The sequence below is a fragment of the Neisseria sp. P0013.S005 genome, from assembly GCF_051958425.1.
Lineage (GTDB): Bacteria > Pseudomonadota > Gammaproteobacteria > Burkholderiales > Neisseriaceae > Neisseria > Neisseria subflava.
In genome coordinates, this window is sequence record NZ_JBQCVL010000004.1 from 118,973 (window position 1) to 136,899 (window position 17,927).

General features: G+C 48.9%; 16 protein-coding genes and 2 pseudogenes. 11 read left to right on the forward strand and 7 right to left on the reverse strand.

What is annotated here, in order from left to right:
• Window positions 1-69 precede the first annotated feature (69 nt).
• From ACTHTA_RS05825 to tal, 4 genes and pseudogenes are all read right to left on the reverse strand, one after another.
• Window positions 70-959, reverse strand: a pseudogene (locus ACTHTA_RS05825) (IS5 family transposase).
• A gap of 105 nt (window positions 960-1,064) precedes the next feature.
• Window positions 1,065-1,799 (reverse strand): LytR/AlgR family response regulator transcription factor, encoded by a 735-nt coding sequence (locus ACTHTA_RS05830; RefSeq protein WP_003686784.1) that lies wholly within the window; start codon window positions 1,797-1,799, stop codon window positions 1,065-1,067.
• A 238-nt stretch (window positions 1,800-2,037) separates the two neighbouring features.
• The gene (gene gluQRS / locus ACTHTA_RS05835) at window positions 2,038-2,925 is read right to left on the reverse strand and encodes a tRNA glutamyl-Q(34) synthetase GluQRS (RefSeq protein WP_308887652.1); all 888 of its coding nucleotides are present in this window, start codon (window positions 2,923-2,925) and stop codon (window positions 2,038-2,040) included.
• A gap of 152 nt (window positions 2,926-3,077) precedes the next feature.
• Window positions 3,078-4,133 (reverse strand): transaldolase, encoded by a 1,056-nt coding sequence (tal, locus tag ACTHTA_RS05840; protein WP_308887651.1) that lies wholly within the window; start codon window positions 4,131-4,133, stop codon window positions 3,078-3,080.
• 134 nt (window positions 4,134-4,267) lie between these two features.
• Here tal and ACTHTA_RS05845 point away from each other — a divergent pair, with 134 nt between their 5' ends.
• The 7 genes from ACTHTA_RS05845 to hpf all read left to right on the forward strand — a co-directional run bounded on the left by ACTHTA_RS05845 (window position 4,268) and on the right by hpf (window position 9,599).
• On the forward strand, window positions 4,268-5,242 hold the full coding sequence (locus tag ACTHTA_RS05845) for a KpsF/GutQ family sugar-phosphate isomerase (protein WP_049328826.1): 975 nt from the start codon (window positions 4,268-4,270) through the stop codon (window positions 5,240-5,242).
• A gap of 66 nt (window positions 5,243-5,308) precedes the next feature.
• A complete protein-coding gene (locus ACTHTA_RS05850) occupies window positions 5,309-5,845 on the forward strand; it encodes a KdsC family phosphatase (RefSeq protein ID WP_003686818.1) in 537 nt (178 codons plus the stop codon).
• Window positions 5,842-6,423, forward strand: a complete 582-nt coding sequence (lptC, locus tag ACTHTA_RS05855; RefSeq protein WP_308887649.1) for an LPS export ABC transporter periplasmic protein LptC — start codon at window positions 5,842-5,844, stop codon at window positions 6,421-6,423. Before ACTHTA_RS05850 ends, lptC begins: the two co-directional genes overlap by 4 nt.
• Window positions 6,404-6,934 (forward strand): lipopolysaccharide transport periplasmic protein LptA, encoded by a 531-nt coding sequence (lptA, locus tag ACTHTA_RS05860; protein ID WP_308887648.1) that lies wholly within the window; start codon window positions 6,404-6,406, stop codon window positions 6,932-6,934. The genes lptC and lptA overlap by 20 nt, the downstream gene beginning before the upstream one ends.
• A 70-nt stretch (window positions 6,935-7,004) precedes the next feature.
• Window positions 7,005-7,739 carry an LPS export ABC transporter ATP-binding protein gene (lptB, locus tag ACTHTA_RS05865; RefSeq protein WP_440364463.1) on the forward strand — a complete coding sequence of 245 codons (735 nt, stop codon included), beginning with the start codon at window positions 7,005-7,007 and terminating at the stop codon, window positions 7,737-7,739.
• Between the two features lie 140 nt (window positions 7,740-7,879).
• Complete coding sequence (rpoN, locus tag ACTHTA_RS05870; RefSeq protein WP_440364462.1) at window positions 7,880-9,235, forward strand: RNA polymerase factor sigma-54; 1,356 nt, start codon at window positions 7,880-7,882, stop codon at window positions 9,233-9,235.
• Between the two features lie 49 nt (window positions 9,236-9,284).
• Entirely contained in the window at window positions 9,285-9,599 is a 315-nt protein-coding gene (gene hpf, locus ACTHTA_RS05875; RefSeq protein WP_003679851.1) for a ribosome hibernation-promoting factor, HPF/YfiA family, read from the forward strand.
• A 73-nt stretch (window positions 9,600-9,672) separates the two neighbouring features.
• On the opposite strand, the gene ACTHTA_RS05880 is transcribed toward hpf, so the two are convergent.
• Window positions 9,673-10,923, reverse strand: coding sequence for an AmpG family muropeptide MFS transporter (locus ACTHTA_RS05880; protein WP_440364465.1), 1,251 nt, complete (start codon window positions 10,921-10,923; stop codon window positions 9,673-9,675).
• 284 nt (window positions 10,924-11,207) lie between these two features.
• Window positions 11,208-11,381, reverse strand: coding sequence for a hypothetical protein (locus ACTHTA_RS05885; protein WP_224783520.1), 174 nt, complete (start codon window positions 11,379-11,381; stop codon window positions 11,208-11,210).
• 911 nt (window positions 11,382-12,292) lie between these two features.
• Between ACTHTA_RS05885 and ftnA (ACTHTA_RS05890) the strand changes: the two genes are divergently transcribed.
• A complete protein-coding gene (gene ftnA, locus ACTHTA_RS05890) occupies window positions 12,293-12,778 on the forward strand; it encodes a non-heme ferritin (RefSeq protein ID WP_003686837.1) in 486 nt (161 codons plus the stop codon).
• A 16-nt stretch (window positions 12,779-12,794) separates the two neighbouring features.
• On the forward strand, window positions 12,795-13,292 hold the full coding sequence (gene ftnA / locus ACTHTA_RS05895; protein WP_003686798.1) for a non-heme ferritin: 498 nt from the start codon (window positions 12,795-12,797) through the stop codon (window positions 13,290-13,292).
• Window positions 13,293-13,463: 171 nt separating this feature from the next.
• On the opposite strand, the gene pgi is transcribed toward ftnA (ACTHTA_RS05895), so the two are convergent.
• The gene (pgi, locus tag ACTHTA_RS05900; RefSeq protein WP_440375732.1) at window positions 13,464-15,104 is read right to left on the reverse strand and encodes a glucose-6-phosphate isomerase; all 1,641 of its coding nucleotides are present in this window, start codon (window positions 15,102-15,104) and stop codon (window positions 13,464-13,466) included.
• Between the two features lie 252 nt (window positions 15,105-15,356).
• Here pgi and ACTHTA_RS05905 point away from each other — a divergent pair, with 252 nt between their 5' ends.
• Window positions 15,357-16,400, forward strand: coding sequence for a LacI family DNA-binding transcriptional regulator (locus ACTHTA_RS05905; RefSeq protein ID WP_003686780.1), 1,044 nt, complete (start codon window positions 15,357-15,359; stop codon window positions 16,398-16,400).
• Window positions 16,401-16,597: 197 nt separating this feature from the next.
• Window positions 16,598-17,920, forward strand: a pseudogene (locus ACTHTA_RS05910) (MFS transporter).
• Window positions 17,921-17,927: the final 7 nt, after the last annotated feature.

Consider the following 17,927-nt stretch of genomic DNA (forward strand, 5'->3'; position numbering starts at 1 on the left):
CACTGATTCTACTCAAATATCCCCGTAATTCACCTTGGATACCTGATCAATCAGGTATCCAACCGCCTTTTAGGCGGCAGCAGGCACACTTAGCCTGTTGGCCGCTTTCAACAGGTTCAAACTCATCGCCTTCAGATGCGTTTGGTTTGCGCTTCCGTCAGCGGACGGTTGCGGCGGGCTTTGCGCATAATGCCATCCAGCAACTGATGTTCTTTCAGATGTTGCCGGTTTTCCTTACTGTCATAGCCTTTGTCGGCATAGACGGTCGTGCCTTCGGCTATACCTTCCAGCAAAGGGGACAGATGGTTGCACTCATGGGTATTGGCGGGGGTGATGTGCAGTTTCTCGATATAGCCTTCCTCATCGGTACGGGTATGTTGTTTGTAACCGAGTTTGTAGAGGCCGTTTTTCTTTGTCCAACGGGCATCTTTGTCCTTACTCGGTGTGGTTTGGCCGCTGACTTGTCCTTCTTCATCGACTTCTATGGCCTGACGCTGTTTGCTGCCGGCGGTCTGAATAATGGTGGCGTCAATGACGGCGGCGGATGCTTTCTCTACTTTTAGGTTTTTTTCGGTCAGTTGGCGGTTAATCAGTTCCAGCAATTCGGACAGGGTGTTGTCTTGCGCCAGCCAGTTACGGTAGCGGCATAAGGTGCTGTAATCGGGGATGCTCAGTTCGTCAAAACGGCAAAACAGGTTGAAATCGATGCGGGTGATGAGGCTGTGTTCGAGTTCGAGATCGGAGAGGCTGTGCCATTGTCCGAGCAGGACGGCTTTGAACATGGACAACAGGGGATAGGCGGGACGGCCGCAATGGTCTCGGAGGTAACGGGTTCTTTGACGATTCAGGTACTGTTCGATCGGTTGCCAATCAATCACCTGATCCAACTTCAATAGTGGGAAGCGGTCGATGTGTTTGGCAATCATGGCTTGTGCGGTTTGCCGGAAGAAGGTGCTCATGAGAAATCCCCTAAACGTCTTGGTGGGAATTTAGGGGATTTTGGGCGGATTTTGCAAAGGTGTCAGGTCGTCTGAAAATATCTTTTCAGATCAAGGAGCGCATTGTTAGATGCTGTTTTTAATGATTTTCCTCAGGGTGGACAGTTGTCGGCGGCTGACAGGCAACGGAGTTGGAATATCGAGAATTTTAGCCCCCCATGTGGATGCGTATTCGTCGTTTTCGTCATCGTCCAGTCGAATCAGGCTGTCGAGGGTGTGGCGGAAGACGAGGGCATTGCGGTGGATGCGGATGACTTTATCGCCCAGCAATTCTTCCCAGTAAACCAATGTTTTCGGTAATTCGTAGCTGTGGCCGTCGCCGGTAAACAGATAGACGGTTTTGTGTTCCGCCATCAGGTAACGCGCCTGTTGCCATGGGATTTCAACCATGCGTTCGCGGTTGTACACTTTGAAATGGGTGAAACTGTCTGCTTTTTCGCGGTTTTTCTCGATGATGCGGTCAAGCGCGGTTTGCAGGCGGGTCATTTTGATTGGTTTGAGCAGATAGTCTGCGGCAGCCAGCTCAAACGCGCGCAGGGCGTGTTCTTCATAGGCTGTGGTGAATACAATTTCCGGCTGGCGCTTGGCGGTACGCTTAATGCGTTCGACAAACTCGAGACCGTCGATTTCCGGCATGCCGATGTCGGCAAAGACGATGTCGACTTCGTGGACGCTCAGCCACTCCAATGCTGGCATGGCATGGTGAAAGACGTTGAGCAGTACGACATTGCACTCTTCCAATAATACACGTAAGCGTTCTGCTGCTAATACTTCGTCTTCTACAATAATGGCACTTGGCATAGCGGTATTCTTTTTGTTGTATCGTGGGAGATCTGCCGCGTTTTGTCATCCTCAATAACGCGTCAGCCGTATGTTGTTACAACCTTGAAATTATCAGTTTGTGACAATTTTAGGAAATTTTCAAAATATACATGATTTTTCGCTTCTTGGGCATGGTTTGGGATGAATCAGAAGATTACTTACATAATTTTATGAAATATTGTAATACCTAGAGTAATTTTGTTGTAATCGTGCTAATTCAGTCTGTGATAATGGACGATTTTGGGATTTTGTCCATTTGCCAGTGTACTACCGCCCAATCAAGCAATTCCTGCGGACGGTTCACGGTAGGTGCATCGGGTAGGTTGAGGTAGGTTAGGACTTGGCGTAGGAGTTGTTCTTTTTGATTCAAATCCAAAGCCGGGGCAAGGGTTTGTTTCGACCATTTTTGTCCTTGATTGTTGGTCAATAGGGGAAGGTGGGCGTAGGCCGGTGTGGGAACGCCGAGGCATTGTTGCAGATAGATTTGGCGCGGCGTGGAAACGAGCAAGTCCTGACCGCGGACAATATGCGTTATGCCTTGATCGGCATCGTCGGCAACCACGGCAAGCTGATATGCCCAATAGCCGTCGGCACGAAGCAGGACAAAATCGCCGATATCGTGTGCCAGATTTTGTGCGTAATGTCCGACAATGCCGTCTGAAAAACCGATCACGCGATCGGGAACTTGAATGCGCCATGCCGGAGTTTTGTTTTGCGTGTCGGGTCTTTGCTGAGGATTGCGGCAACGGCCGTTATATACAAATCCGTCTGCGCCATGTGTTGCCGCCGCCTGCCAGTCTTTGCGGCTGCAATAGCAGGGATACACCAGCCCGGCTGCTTTGAGGCGGTTGAGGGTGTCTTGATACAGGTCGTAACGGCGGTTTTGATAGGCGATTTCGCCATCCCACTCAAAACCGAAAGCTTCGAGCGTGCGCAAAATGTCGGCAGCGGCGCCGGGCATTTCGCGCGGGGGGTCAAGGTCTTCAATGCGGACCAGCCATTTGCCCTGATGAACGCGCGCGTCGGCATAGGAGGCAACGGCGGTCAGTAGGGAGCCGATATGAAGCAGGCCGGTAGGGCTGGGAGCGAAACGTCCTATATACATGGCAGGGTGTTTTTGTAGAGCAGGGGCAGTATGCCTGCACGGTGTTCAAATCGTGATAGAAAAGGGCGTGCCGTACACGCCCGAATTTGGGTTTCAGACGGCCTGAGACTTTTCAAAATGATTTAAGTTTCTCGGCCGTCCGTTCAATCCGCTTAAGCCAAGGGAGCCAGCAGTTTGGCGAAAGCTTCTTCAAACTGTTTCAAACCGTCTTCCTGCAAACGCGCCGCCAAGGTTTCGACATCTATGCCGAGCGCGGCAATTTCGGCGAGCCGCGCCCGTGCTTCGTCCGCGCCTTCGGTCAGCGTGGCTTTGGCCGTGCCGTGGTCGATAAAGGCTTTAAGTGTGGCATCGGGAACGGTGTTGACGGTATGGGCGCCAATCAGGCTGTCAACGTATAAAGTGTCAGGATAGGCAGGGTTTTTCACGCCGGTAGATGCCCACAGAAGTTGTACGCGGTTGGCACCTTTTTCGGCAAGTGCGGCAAATTCGCTGCTGCCGAAGTATTGCGCCCAATCTTGATAGGCGGCTTTGGCCAGCGCAATGGCAACTTTGCCTTTGAGGTGATCGGGCAGGGTGGCGTCCAATGCGGCATCGACACGGGAAATAAAGAAGCTGGCGACAACTTGGATATGGGAAACGTCATGTCCTGCCTCCAAACGTTTGGCAATGCCGCGCACGTAGGCCGCATAGGCTTTGAGGGTTTGGGCGCGGGAGAAGAGCAGGGTCAGGTTGACGCTGATGCCGTCTGAAACGAGGGTTTCAAGCGCTTCGATGCCTTCGTCGGTTGCCGGTACTTTAATCATGGCATTTTTACGGCCGATGGCAGCGTGCAGGCAGCGCGATTCTTCAACCGTGCCTTGTGCGTCTTTGGACAATTCAGGCGAAACTTCGAGGCTGACGAAGCCTGTTTTGCCGCCGGTGGATTCGTGTTCGGCAAGGCACACGTCGCAGGCGGCTTGCACATCGGCAACCGCCATGGTTTCGTAGCGTTGTTTCGGGGTCAGGTCTTGCTGTTTGAGTGCGGCTACTTCATTGGCGTACAGCGCGTCTCCGGCAAAGGCTTTTTGGAAAATGGCAGGATTGGAAGTTACGCCACACACACCTTGTTTCAGCATTTCTGCCAATTCGCCGCTTTGTACCAGCGAACGGGAGAGATTGTCCAACCAGATTTGTTGTCCTAATGCTTTAACGTCCGATAAAATAGTCATCTCAGATTCCTTTTACATAATAGGTTTGTTTGTGAAGTGGCGGTAATGCTACGCCGATTCGATGAATTTGAACAGTTTACGGCTGATTAATTTGGGCAAAACAAACCTAAATTCAAGCACGAAAGGTAGCTTTGATGGCGGAAAACACACTTTATCTCGACTGGGCGCGTGATGTATTGAATACGGAAGCCGAAGGTTTGCGTGAAATTGCGGCGGCGTTGGACGACAACTTTGTCCGTGCGGCAGAAGCGTTGTTGCACTGCAAGGGCAGGGTTGTAATTGCCGGCATGGGTAAGTCCGGACACATCGGCCGCAAAATGGCGGCGACCATGGCTTCCACCGGCACGCCTGCGTTTTTCGTCCATCCTGCCGAAGCGGCGCACGGCGATTTGGGCATGATTGTCGATAACGATGTCGTGGTTGCCATTTCCAATTCCGGCGAAAGCGACGAAATTGCGGCGATTATTCCAGCGTTGAAACGCAAAAACATCACGCTTATTTGTATCACTGCCCATCCGACTTCGACCATGGCGCGCCATGCCGATATCCATATTACCGCGGCGGTTTCCAAAGAAGCCTGTCCGCTCGGCCTTGCGCCGACTTCCAGTACGACCGCCGTGATGGCCTTGGGCGATGCTCTGGCGGTGGTATTGCTGCAGGCGCGTGCGTTTACGCCGGATGATTTTGCTTTAAGCCATCCGGCCGGCAGCTTGGGCAAACGCCTGCTGTTGCGCGTGGCGGATATTATGCACAAAGACGAAGCCCTGCCAGCCGTTTTGTTGGGCACGCCGTTGAAGGAGGCCATTGTCCGCATGAGTGAAAAAGGCTTGGGCATGTTGGCGGTAACCGATGCCGAAGGCCGTCTGAAAGGCGTATTTACCGATGGCGACTTGCGCCGTCTGTTTCAAGAACGCGACAGCTTTGCCGGTTTGAAAGTGGACGACATCATGCACGCTTCTCCAAAAACCATCTCTGCTGACCGCCTTGCCACCGAAGCTTTGAAAGCCATGCAAAGCGGCCATGTGAACGGTTTGCTAGTGGTCGAAGAAAACGGCGTACTGATTGGTGCGCTGAACATGCACGATTTATTGATGGCACGAATTGTCTGAATCGACAGCAAAAACGTTTTCAGACGGCCTTATGCTAGAATAGGCCGTCTGAAATAAGGAAACCTTATGCAAAACCTCTCTTCCGATCTGCAACAACGCGCTTTAGGTATCAAACTGCTGATACTGGATGTGGACGGCGTTTTGACCGACGGCCGCATTTTTATCCGCGACAACGGCGAAGAAATCAAATCGTTCCACACTTTGGACGGCCACGGTTTGAAAATGCTTCAGGCCAGCGGCGTGCAAACGGCGATTATTACCGGCCGCGATGCGCCTTCCGTCGGTATTCGCGTGAAGCAGCTCGGTATCAACTATTACTTCAAAGGCATTCACGACAAACGTGCCGCCTACGCCCAATTACGCGAACAGGCCGGTGTGGAGGAGCATGAGTGCGCCTTTGTCGGCGACGATGTCGTCGATTTGCCCGTGATGGTGCGTTGCGGATTGGCGGTCGCCGTCCCTGAAGCGCATTGGTTTACTTTGCAATACGCCCATTATGTGACCCGACGTTCCGGCGGCGCAGGCGCGGTGCGTGAAGTGTGCGATTTGATTATGCAGGCGCAAGGTACGCTTGAACCTGCTTTGAAAGAGTATGTACGATGAAAATCAGATGGCGTTACGGAATCGCCTTTCCGCTGGTGTTGGCCGTTTCACTCGGCGCATTGGCGGCGTGGCTCGGCCGCATCAGCGAAGTGCAGGTCGAAGAAGTCGTCCTCAATCCGAATGAGCCGCAATATTCGATGAAAGGCATCAACGGCAAACGTTTTGACCAAGAAGGCCGTCTGAAAGAAAACCTGAGCGCGGTCGATGCCGTCCAATATCCGAATAGCGCGGACGTGCATTTGGACAAACCGCATCTTTCGTTTTACCGCGACGGCAGCCTGCTGTACGAAGTCGGCAGCGACAAGGCCGCGTACAATATTCAAAACAAAAAAGTCGTTTTTGAACAGAATGTCGTCTTAAACAAAGCGGCAGATGCCAAGCGTTTGGCCGGCATCGTCAAAACCGAACGTTTGAATGTCGATACCGAAGCGCAATACGCCTATACCGACAGTCCCGTTACTTTCCAATACGGACAGTCCAGCGGTCAGGCAAACGGCATGACTTATGACCACAAAACCGGTTTGCTGAATTTCCCTTCCAAAGTGAAAGCCACAATTTATGATACAAAAAATTTGTAAAACCTTAGCCCTTGTTGCCGTTTTTGCCGCCAGCCCGGCCTTTGCCCTGCAAAGCGACAGCAAGCAGCCGATTCAAATCGAAGCCGACCAAGGCTCGCTTGACCAAAACAACCAAAGCACTACCTTTTCCGGCAACGTCATCATCAAACAAGGCACGCTCAATATCCGCGCAGGCAGCGTGACCGTTTCGCGCAACGACAAAAGCGAGCAGTTGATGAAAGCCACCGGCTCGCCCGTCAAATTCAGCCAAGAGTTGGACGGCGGCAAAGGCGTGGTCAACGGCCAAGCCAATACCGTCACGTATTCTTCCGCAGCCAGTCTGGTTACCCTGACCGGCAATGCCAAAGTACAGCGCGGCGGCGATGTGGCCGAAGGTGCGGTCATCACTTACAACACCAAAACTGAGGTTTACACCATCAACGGCGGCGCCAAATCCGGTGTGAAATCCGCCGCCAATTCCGGCCGCGTCAGCGTTGTCATCCAGCCGTCCAGCACGCAGAAAAACAAATAAGAAAACACACAAAAAGGCCGTCTGAAAAAGGTTCAGACGGCCTGAGGTCAATATCGAAAGTCAACAGAATATGAGCGCAAACAATAGCCGTCTTGTGGTTCAAAACCTGCAAAAAAGTTTCAAAAAACGCCAAGTCGTCAAAAGCTTCTCCCTGGAAATCGAAAGCGGCGAAGTCATCGGCCTACTCGGTCCCAACGGCGCGGGTAAGACCACCAGCTTTTACATGATTGTCGGCCTGATTGCCGCCGATGCAGGCAGCGTGATGCTGGACGGACAAGAGTTGCGCCACCTGCCCATTCACGAGCGCGCCCGCCTCGGCGTCGGCTATCTGCCGCAGGAAGCCTCGATTTTCCGCAAAATGACCGTGGAACAAAATATCCGCGCCATTTTGGAAATCAGCATGAAGGACAAAAGCCGCATCGATGCCGAACTTGAAAAACTGTTGGCCGATTTGAACATCGAACGCCTGCGCAACAACCCTGCGCCGTTCTTGTCCGGTGGCGAACGCCGCCGTGTCGAAATCGCGCGCGTGTTGGCTATGCAGCCGCGTTTCATTTTGCTGGACGAACCTTTTGCCGGCGTTGACCCGATTGCCGTCATCGATATTCAGAAAATCATCGAGTTTCTCAAATCACGCGGTATCGGCGTATTGATTACCGACCACAACGTGCGCGAAACCCTCAGCATCTGCGACCGTGCCTATATCATCAGCGACGGTACTGTATTGGCTTCAGGCAAGCCGGATGATTTGGTCAATAATGAACAAGTCCGTTCGGTTTACTTGGGTGAAAATTTCAAATATTGAATGCATATTTGACGGTAATCGTAAAACCGGCTTCACACGAGGCTCTCATTTCAATTGAGGGTAGCTATAAATATTGAAATAATTACTAAGAATACAAATATAATACTGAAAAACTATCCATACACTTTGAAAAAAACACTATGTCTTCACTCGTCCTTAAACTCAAACAGACCCAGCAGCTCAACCAGCGGCTGCAGCAGTCTTTGCGCATCTTGCAGATGTCGGGTCTTGAGCTTGAGCGCGAAGTGGGAGACTGGTTGTTAGACAATCCTCTGCTTGAGCGTCCGGAAACCGATGAGTTTGCCGATAGCGGGCTCAATCGTGCCGTCACCATGCCGCGTGTAGGTCAGCAGTTGAGCGGCGACGATGCCGAAGATATTTGGAGCAACATCGCCGAAGAAGAGGATTTCAAACACTATCTGCATGCCCAAGTGTGCGAGCATCCGCTCTCGCAAGTGGAAGCAGCCTATGTTCATGTCTTGATTGATTTTTTGGACGAACAAGGCTACCTTACCGACAGCCTCGAAGAAATCATCGACCACACGCCGTTGGAATGGATGCTGGACGAAGAAGCCCTGCAAAATGCGCTGGATATATTGCAAACCTTTGATCCGCCCGGCGTGGCGGCGGCGGATTTGACCGAGTCGCTCATGCTGCAGCTGATGCGTTTGCCGGCTTCTCCTGCCCGACAAATGGCCGCGCATTTGGTGCAAAGTTCGCTTCAAGACTTAGGCAAAAACCGCAAACAAAACGTTCTGCGTTTCCGCAAACTCTATCCCGATACCGACAGCGAAACCATAGAAGCCGCGCTCGATATGATTGCTGAGCTCAATCCCTATCCAGCCTACGGCTTTGCCTCTGCCACGCCCACGCCTTATATTCAGCCTGACGTTTGGGTCAAAGAGGGCAAGGACGGCTGGGAAGTCATCAGCAATGAGGCGGCTTGGCCGAAGCTGCAGCTCAATCAGGAATATTGCGACCTGATGAAATCAGCGGAAGAGGGCGCACCGGAGTGGAAGGAAAAAATCAACGAAGCCAAGCAGCGCATCGACTCTTTGGAGCTGCGTAAAAGCACTGTCCTCCGCCTTGCCCAGTATATCGTCAAAAATCAGGAAGATTTTTTCATCTTCGGAGAAATCGGCCTGTCGCCCATGCTGATGAAAGATGCCGCCGCCGAATTGGGTTTGGCGGAAAGCACCATCTCGCGCGCCGCCAATCAGAAATATTTGTCTTGCCCGCGCGGCCTGTTTGCGTTACGCTATTTCTTCACACAGGCAGTGAATGCCGACGATGACGGCGAAGGGTTCAGCCAAGGCGCAATCAAAGCCGTATTGAGCCAGCTGATTGAAAGTGAAGACAGCAGTAAACCCTATTCGGACGAAACCCTCGTTAAATTATTAAAACAACGCGGCATTGAAATCGCCAGACGTACAGTTGCAAAATATAGAGAATCATTAGACATCCCACCGGCACACAAACGAAAATTTACCGAGTAGATATATTCCGATCCGTTTTGACGGACTAATCAACCGAAGGAGCTGTATCATGAATCTGAAAATCACCGGTCTGAATTTTGATGTTACCGAAGCCATCAAAAACTATGTTTCCGATAAGTTGGCACGAATCAATCGCCACGCCGACAACATCATCTCCGTGACCATTACGCTCTCGGTGGAAAAAGTCAATCAAAAAGCCGAAGCCGATGCGCATCTGGCAGGCAAAGATTTGCACGTTGAAGCGATTGAACAGGATATGTACGCCGCGATTGATGTTTTGATGGACAAGCTCGACCGCGCTGTTTTGAAACATAAAGAAAAAAGCGGCGATGTCCGCAGTACTGTCAAACCTGCTGCCGAATAAAGCTTTTGTATAATAAAGGCCGTCTGAACATTCAGACGGCCTTTTGTTTTACTAGATGTTTTAGACTGGCAATCTAGTTACTCACTTTTTCGCCATTCCACGGTGCTACTTTAAACAGCAACAACATACCCGGTATGCCCAAAGCAAAACACAGCCAGTAGAAATTAAAGTAACCCATCGCTTCAATCAGATAACCTGCCGAAGCATTGATAAATGTACGGGGAACGGCTGACAGGCTGGTAAAGAGGGCTAATTGTGTGGCCGTAAATACTGGATTGGTTTCACGAGCCATATAGGCAACAAATGCTGCTGTACCCAGACCTACGCCAGCTGCTTCTGCACCAATTACAGCTGCAAGCATCATTTGCTCTGTTAGTGTGATGGTTTCGAATTTGCCAAAATTTGCCAGCCAAGCAAAGCCTAGAATCGTTACCCATTGCGCCACGCCGAAAATCCACAAAGCTCTATTGATGCCGAGCTTTATCATCCAAATACCGCCTACAATACCGGCAATGACAGCAGGCCATAAACCGGCATTTTTGGCAATGAGGCCGATGTCGGTTTTGCTGAAGCCCATGTCCAGATAAAACGGCGTTGCCAGAGACGTTGCCATACTGTCGCCCAGTTTGTAGAGAAAGATAAACAGCAATACCAATATGGCCTGTTTGATTCCTTTGCGGGAGAAGAACTCACTGAAAGGGTCAGAGACTGTTTGGGCAAATGTACGAGGCACAGTTGGGGGAATATCAGGCTCTTTGGCTAAAAACAGGGTCATCAGCAGACCCGGCAACATAAATAGCGCCGTGATGATGAATACGTTGTGCCAAGGCATTAAGTCGGCCAGAATCAAGCTGAGCGAGCCGGGTACCAAAGCGGCGATACGGTAGGCATTGACGTGGATAGAGTTGCCTAAGCCTAATTCTTCATCTGACAAAATTTCGCGTCGAAATGCATCCAATACAATATCTTGGCTGGCAGAGAAAAAGGCGACCACCAACGATAAGCCCATAATTACATATAAATGCTGAGCAGGATTTAGGAAGGCGTAAATGAGCAAGGTCAGCAGCAAACCAATTTGCGTAACCAGCATCCAACCGCGTCGCCGTCCTAAAAAAGGTAATCTGACCAAATCAATGACGGGAGACCAGATAAATTTCCAAGTGAAAGGCAGCCCGATAAGTGCCATCAGGCCGATGGTTTTCAAATCGACATATTCGCTGCGCAACCATGCCGGAATCAGGTTGATCAGAAAATAAAGCGGCAGCCCCGAAGTGAAGCCTGTAAAGATACAAATCAGCATACTGCGCGAGAAAATTCGCTGCATAGTGCTGGGTTGGGGTGCGGTTGTCATAGTGGAATCAATAAAAAAGAAAAGGGATATTGTAGCAAAGATGGGGGATATGGCGAATGAGCTTCTGCTATCTTTATTGAATAAAGGCCGTCTGAAACTTTGACCAATTAAGTTTCAGACGGCCTTTTGTTGGAACAACTGGTTTGGCGGGTAACGGAGACTTCAGGACGGAAGAAGGGTTGCTTGGGTGTATTCATAAAATTGAAGTTAAGAAAGTTTCAGACGACCCCTAGAGATCGTTTGAACGATGAGAAATATCAGTGGTAATTTGTGCCGTCAGTGTAGCCGTTTCCTGATTTGTCCACAGCAAAAGCAGAAATCGGACCGACCGTTACTGTCCCTTTAGGCTGAGTTTCTTGGTAATACTCATATGCTGCAACACCCATACCAGTTGCAGCACCAACAGCAGCACCAATTGTGCCACCGACCATAATAGCTGGTCCGGCAGGAATACTGCCAAAAGCTATACCGACACCCAGACCAATACCTGCACCAATTGATCCTCCTATTTATGCACCATTTGCTCCTCCTTGAAGGATTCTCTCTCCTAAGCCTCCTCCATAAATTAGTTCCAGATCCTAAATGGATAGTTCAATCATGTTATTTTTCCTTTTCAAAAAAATTAGACATAGAATATTGAGTCAATACACCCAATATGGAAAAAATAATAAAAGCATGAATATAAATCATAAAATCAACATTATCTTCTTGGTAGCTTTCATAAATAAAAACGATCGGTATTGATATACAAATTAAAATATACAGGTACTTTGAAATTACCAGTAACTTATACACAAATTTTGATTTCATAGCCTAGTCTTTCATTTGAATAAAATCTACCCTAATCAACTTTCCAACTAACTTCCTAACTTCTTCATGCTTTCCCTGATTGAAGTTAACCAGTAGATTTTTCAACAATATGTATATTATGTTAAATAATAAATGGTAATTGTCACATTCAAATATTAAGGATAACCTACTTTGAAACTATATCGCTTTGATGCGTAATTCTATAAAAAACATTGAATTTTCATGTTTTCTATTTATCCAGTATTTTGGAGTTGATAAGTGAGAGCAAAAAACTTTGGAAATCTACGATTCTCCTTCCAACACCTCATCATTTCTCTAGAGAATTTAGGCAAAGGCGATATTGATAACTCATTTCATTAAATGGAACCAAATGAGAATGATTTATTTATAAAATCCTTTTAAATTAATGTGTTACAATAAAAATTGATAAAATAAAATTGACTATTCTCAATAAAATGAGTAAAATTCATCCGCAAATACAAATTTTGTATTGTGATACATCTATTAACCGCATTAAGAAAAGGAGTTAGTTATGCTAAGTAAGTCAATTACAGCAAAATTAAACGAACAAATTAATCTCGAGTTGTATTCATCAAATGTCTATTTGCAAATGAGTGCATGGTGCCATAAACATGGTTATGAAGGCGCTGCAGCATTTTTACTTCGTCATGCCGATGAAGAATTGGAACATATGCAAAAGTTGTTTACTTATGTGAGCGAAACCAGTGGAATGCCTTTGTTAGGTAAAATTGACGCCCCTAAACACGATTACGCTTCATTAAAAGAAGTTTTTGAAACAACACTTGAACACGAAAAACTAGTGACATCTAAAATTAATGAGTTAGTTGAGAGTACTTTTGCAGAAAAGGATTACTCTACTTTTAACTTCTTACAATGGTATGTAGCTGAACAGCATGAAGAAGAAAAATTATTTAACAGTATTGTTGATAAATTCAAACTTCTTGGTGAAAGTGGTACAGCGCTCTACTACATTGATCGTGAATTAAAAACTTTATAAGAATAGGAGAAATAAAATGTTATCAAATAGCGTGATTAAACTATTAAATGATCAAATGAATTTAGAGTTTTATTCTTCTAACTTATATTTACAAATGAGCGCCTGGTGCGAACAACAAGGTTTCGAAGGAGCTGCAAAATTTTTATCAGAGCATGCGGCTGAGGAAATGCAGCATATGCGTAAACTCTTCACTTATTTAAATGAGACCGGCGCATTGGCTATCATCACACAAATTGATGAACCACCTCATCAATTTTCATCATTGAAACAAGTACTTGAATTAACTTATGAACATGAAAAGTTAATTACCTCTAAAATCAATGAATTAGTTGGTAGAACTTTTGAAGAGAAAGACTACTCTGCCTTTAACTTCTTACAATGGTATGTGGCTGAACAACATGAAGAAGAAAAATTATTCAGTGGAATTTTGGATAAATTAAATCTTCTTGGTGAAGATGGTAAAGGTTTGTTCTTAGTTGATAAAGATTTAGGCGCATTAACAACAAACAACTAATCAAGTCTGATGAAAAAGGCTAAGTCATTATCGATTTAGCCTTTTTTTATATCAAAATCTAGCTACTTTTGTCTAAAAGTGCGGTGCTTTAACGGTTCATTCTTACCGCCGATTAGGTTTTGAAATGCCCGTAAGACAGGCAGATATGCTTGTCTTACGGGCATTTTATTTTCAGACGGCCTTCGATCTTGCGTTGCAGTTGCGGTAGAAGGCGATCAGACCGTTGGTGGAGCTGTCGTGTGCAGGCGTGCCGCGTTCGAGTTCGGGTTCGATGGTTTTGGCCAGCTCTTTACCGTATTCCACGCCCCATTGGTCGAAGGGGTTGATACGCCAAATCACGCCTTGAACGAAAGTACGATGTTCGTAAGCAGCCATCAGCATGCCGAGGTTGAAAGGCGTCAGGCTGTCGATGAGCAGGCTGTTGCTCGGACGGTTGCCGGGGAATTCTTTTTGCGGTGCAAGGCGGTCGCGTTCGTCTTGGGGTAGGGCGGCCAATTCGATTTGCACTTCGTCTAAGGTTTTGCCTTTCATCAGCGCTTCGGCTTGGGCGAAGGCATTGGCAACGGTAAAGCGGTGTTGGCGGTGGTTGCCGTAGACTGTAGTCATGGGGACGATAAAGTCGACGGGAATCAGACGCGTGCCTTGGTGCAGAAGCTGGAAGTAGGCATGTTGGCAGTTGACGCCTTCATCGCCGAAGACAATGCCGCCGGTGGTGCAGGAAACGGGTTGGCCGTCTGAAGTACGCTGTTTGCCGAGGCTTTCCATATCGAGTTGGTTGAGCCATGGGGTAAAGAGGCGCATGTTGTGGTTGTATGGGACAACGGTTTGGCCGTCTGAATGTTGGAAGTTGTTGTACCAAACATTGATGAGCGCCATCAGGACGGGAATGTTGCGGCGGAATGGCGTTTCGAAGAAGTGGGTATCCATCGCATGCGCACCGGCCAGCATTTTGCGGAACGCTTTTTCGCCGACGGCAACCATCAGCGGCAGGCCGATGGGCGACCAGACGGAATAGCGGCCGCCGACCCAGTCGGACATGGCGAAGACTTTGTCGGGGGAAATGCCGAAGTTTTGGGCGGTGGCCACATCGGCGGAAATGGCGCAGAAGTGTCGGTAGATGCCGGAATCGGGCAAACCTGCATCGCGGTACCAAGTACGCGCGGCGTAGGCATTGAGCAGGGTTTCCGGCGTGCGGAACGATTTGCTGGCAATGCTGAATACGGTGGTCTCGGGGTTGAGGCCGAGAAGGGTTTGGGTCAAGTCGGCATCATCGGAGTTGCTGACAAAGTGGACGCGGATGTTTTGCCAATAAGGCTGCAGCGCCTGTGTGGCCATGCGCGGCCCTAAATCGGAGCCGCCGATACCGATGTGAACCAAGTCGGTAATCGCTTTACCGGTAATGCCTGCGTGCGTGCCGTCTAAAAGTTGGCGTGCGAACTCGAGTGCGCGGTTGAGTTCGTGATGAACATTGGGCACGATGTTTTCGCCGTCAACGTAAACAGGTTGGGCATTGGCAGGAAGGCGCAGGGCAGTGTGGAGGACGGCGCGGTGTTCGCTGGTGTTGATTTTTTCACCGCTGCTCATGGCCTGCATATATTGTGGCAAATCGGCTGCTTCGGCCAGTTGGCACAATAAATCTAGGGTGTTTTCATCTAGACGGTTTTTGCTGTAATCAAATAACAAACCGTGCAGAATTTCGTGCATATTGTTGAAACGTTCGGCATCTGCGGCGAAGCGTTCGCGCAGGGTAACGTGTTGAGTATCGGCATGATGGGCTTCCAAAGCCTGCCATGCGTCTGAGTATGCGGACATTTCGTTTCCTTAGTATGTAACGGTAAACAAGCAGGGTATCTATTTTCTGCTTTTTGTAGTTGTTTGTAGTTTAACAAATTTGGACAACTTTTGGGAGGTGGTAGGGGCGGTTTTGTTTAAGAAATGTATGCAAAATGCAATATAAACGGTTGATTATCATCAAGTTTCTGTAAAAAAAGGGGGTATGACACCGATGTCTGCTGTGTTATCCTATGTAACATTATTGAAATCTTGTCGGGGCGGGTCCGTAAGATGGCTACAATTTATGATGTCGCTGCTTATGCCGGGGTATCTCCCAAGACGGTCAGTCGGGTGATTAACAGCGATGCGCCGGTCAGTGAGAAAACCCGTTCCAAAGTAGAAACAGCGATTGCTGCTTTGGGCTATATCCCGTCTTCTGCGGCACGGATTATGCGGTCACACCGTTCCGGATTGGTCGGTCTGATTACCGGCGCCATTTCGCGGATAGGCGAGAGTACGGGCGGACACGGCATACCGGATATGTTCTTGATTAAGGGCATTCAGCAGCAGATTCGTGCACAAGGCAAGATTTTGATGATTGCCGACATCGACAACAAGCTGGGGCAGCCCGGTCAGATGGAGCCGCTGATTCGTACCTTTATGGAGCATCGTGCCGAGGGGATTTTATATGTGGCAGGTTTCCATCAGGAAGTATTGCTGCCGGAAGTGCCCAACCGTTGTCCGATGGTGTTGGTCAACTGTTTTGATTCAGTGGGTACGCCGGCGGTTTTGCCGGATGATGAAGCAGGGCAGTATGGCTTGGTGCGCCGGATTATCCAAAGCGGACACAAACGGATTGCTTATGTGACTTTGCAGCCGGGTGTGGAAGCGACGAGATTGAGATTGGCCGGATACCGCCGTGCTTTGGCTGATTCGGATATCGTCTTCGATCCTGATTTGGTGCAAACCGGCTATCCTGACTTCAGCAACGACAGCGGGTCTTTGATTTCGGCTATTTTGAAGCTGCTGTCTTTGCCGCTTCCGCCGATGGTAATTTGCTGCGGCAACGATGAAATGGCGGTGCGCGTGTACGGGATTTTGAGGACACGCGGCATGCGGGTTCCCGAGCAAGTTTCGGTTGCCGGCTATGATAACCACAGCGCGATTGCGGAGACGCTGTTTCCGCCGTTGACCAGTACAGAGTTGCCCTATTTGCGCATGGGCGCGATGGCGGCGGATTTGCTGTTTCAACACATTGAACACCCGACCGGCTCGGTTCAGTCAGTCAAGGTCGTTGGGGAAACCATCTGGCGTCAGTCTGTGATTAATAAATAGTTTCAGACGGCCTGAAAATAAACTTTAAACAATACAAACACACATCAAAATAAGAATCATGCAAACGGTCAAAATAAAGGCCGTCTGAAAACGGAGTTGCCTTAGTAAAAAGGGCAGCCCAAATATAATAAAAGCGTCATACTGCTGAAATTGGAGTTTGTTGTTTCCATAGTTTATTACCCAGGAGTAGCCTTCCTATGAAAATCTCCCCACAAGTGGCGATGACACTTCGCCAGATTATGCTGATGAACTTCGGTTTCTTCGGTATCCAATATAGCTTCGGGTTGCAGCAAACTGCGATTAATCCGATTTTCAGCTTTCTTCATGCCGATCCGAGCCAGTTGCCAATTTTGAATATGGCAGGCCCGATTACCGGTTTGCTGGTGCAGCCGATGATTGGTGCGATGAGTGACCGCACTTGGGTGCCGGGATTGGGCCGCCGCCGTCCGTATTTCTTGATTGGCGCCATCGGCTGCAGCCTCTGTCTCTTTATTTATCCGCACGTTACCGCATTGTGGGTGGCCGTATTGCTGCTGTGGCTCTTGGACATCAGTAACAACACTGCAATGGAACCTTTCCGTGCCTTTATTGCCGATACTGTGCCCGAACATCAGCAATCTACCGGTTTCTTGATGCAGTCTGTGTTTACCGGTTTGGGTATTACCCTGGCCAACGTTTCCCTCTACATCTCCCAGCAAATCGGCTGGTTGCAACAAACTTCCGAAGCGGGTATCCCGTATTGGGTATTCGGTTCCTTCTATATTGGTGCGGTTTGCTCTATCGGTTCGGTTTTGGTTACTGTTTTATCGACATCCGAACGCGAGCCTAGTCCTGCGGAAATGGCGGCTATTAAGGCGTAACCAAGTGGTCCGGCTCATGCTGTTAAAGATATTATCGTTGCTGTATGCGAAATGCCGACTGCCCTGTGGCAACTGGCTTTGGTGTATCTCTTCCAATGGTACGCACTCTTTATCTACTGGCAATATATTTCCCACAGTATCGTCCAATCCGTTTGGGATTCGACTGTTGAAAATACCGAAGCGTATAGTCAAGCGGTTGCATGGACCGGTTTGGTAAACGGTTTCTACAACGTTGTAACCTTTATCTCCGCCTTCGGCCTGATGTGGATGGCGCGCAAATATGCCGCCAAATATGTTCACGCCTTTGCCGTAACCCTTGCCGCGCTGGCCTTGCTCACCATTCCGCACATCGGCAACAAATACCTGATGTTTGCCCCGATGATTGGTTTCGGTGTCGGTTGGGCAAGTATGATGGGCGTGCCGTTTATGATTATGGTCGGTTCTATTCCGAAAGAACGTTACGGCGTGTACATGGGTATTGTGAACATGATGATTGTGATTCCAATGCTGATTGAAACCGTATCTTTCGGCTGGGTGTACAAAACCTTCTTGGGTTCAAACCCTGCCAACGCGATGACGTTTGCCGGTGTTTTCCTCGCCATTGCCGCCGCGTTGACCTTAACCATTAAAACTGCGGCTAAACCGGCTACTACAGAATAACGAAGTT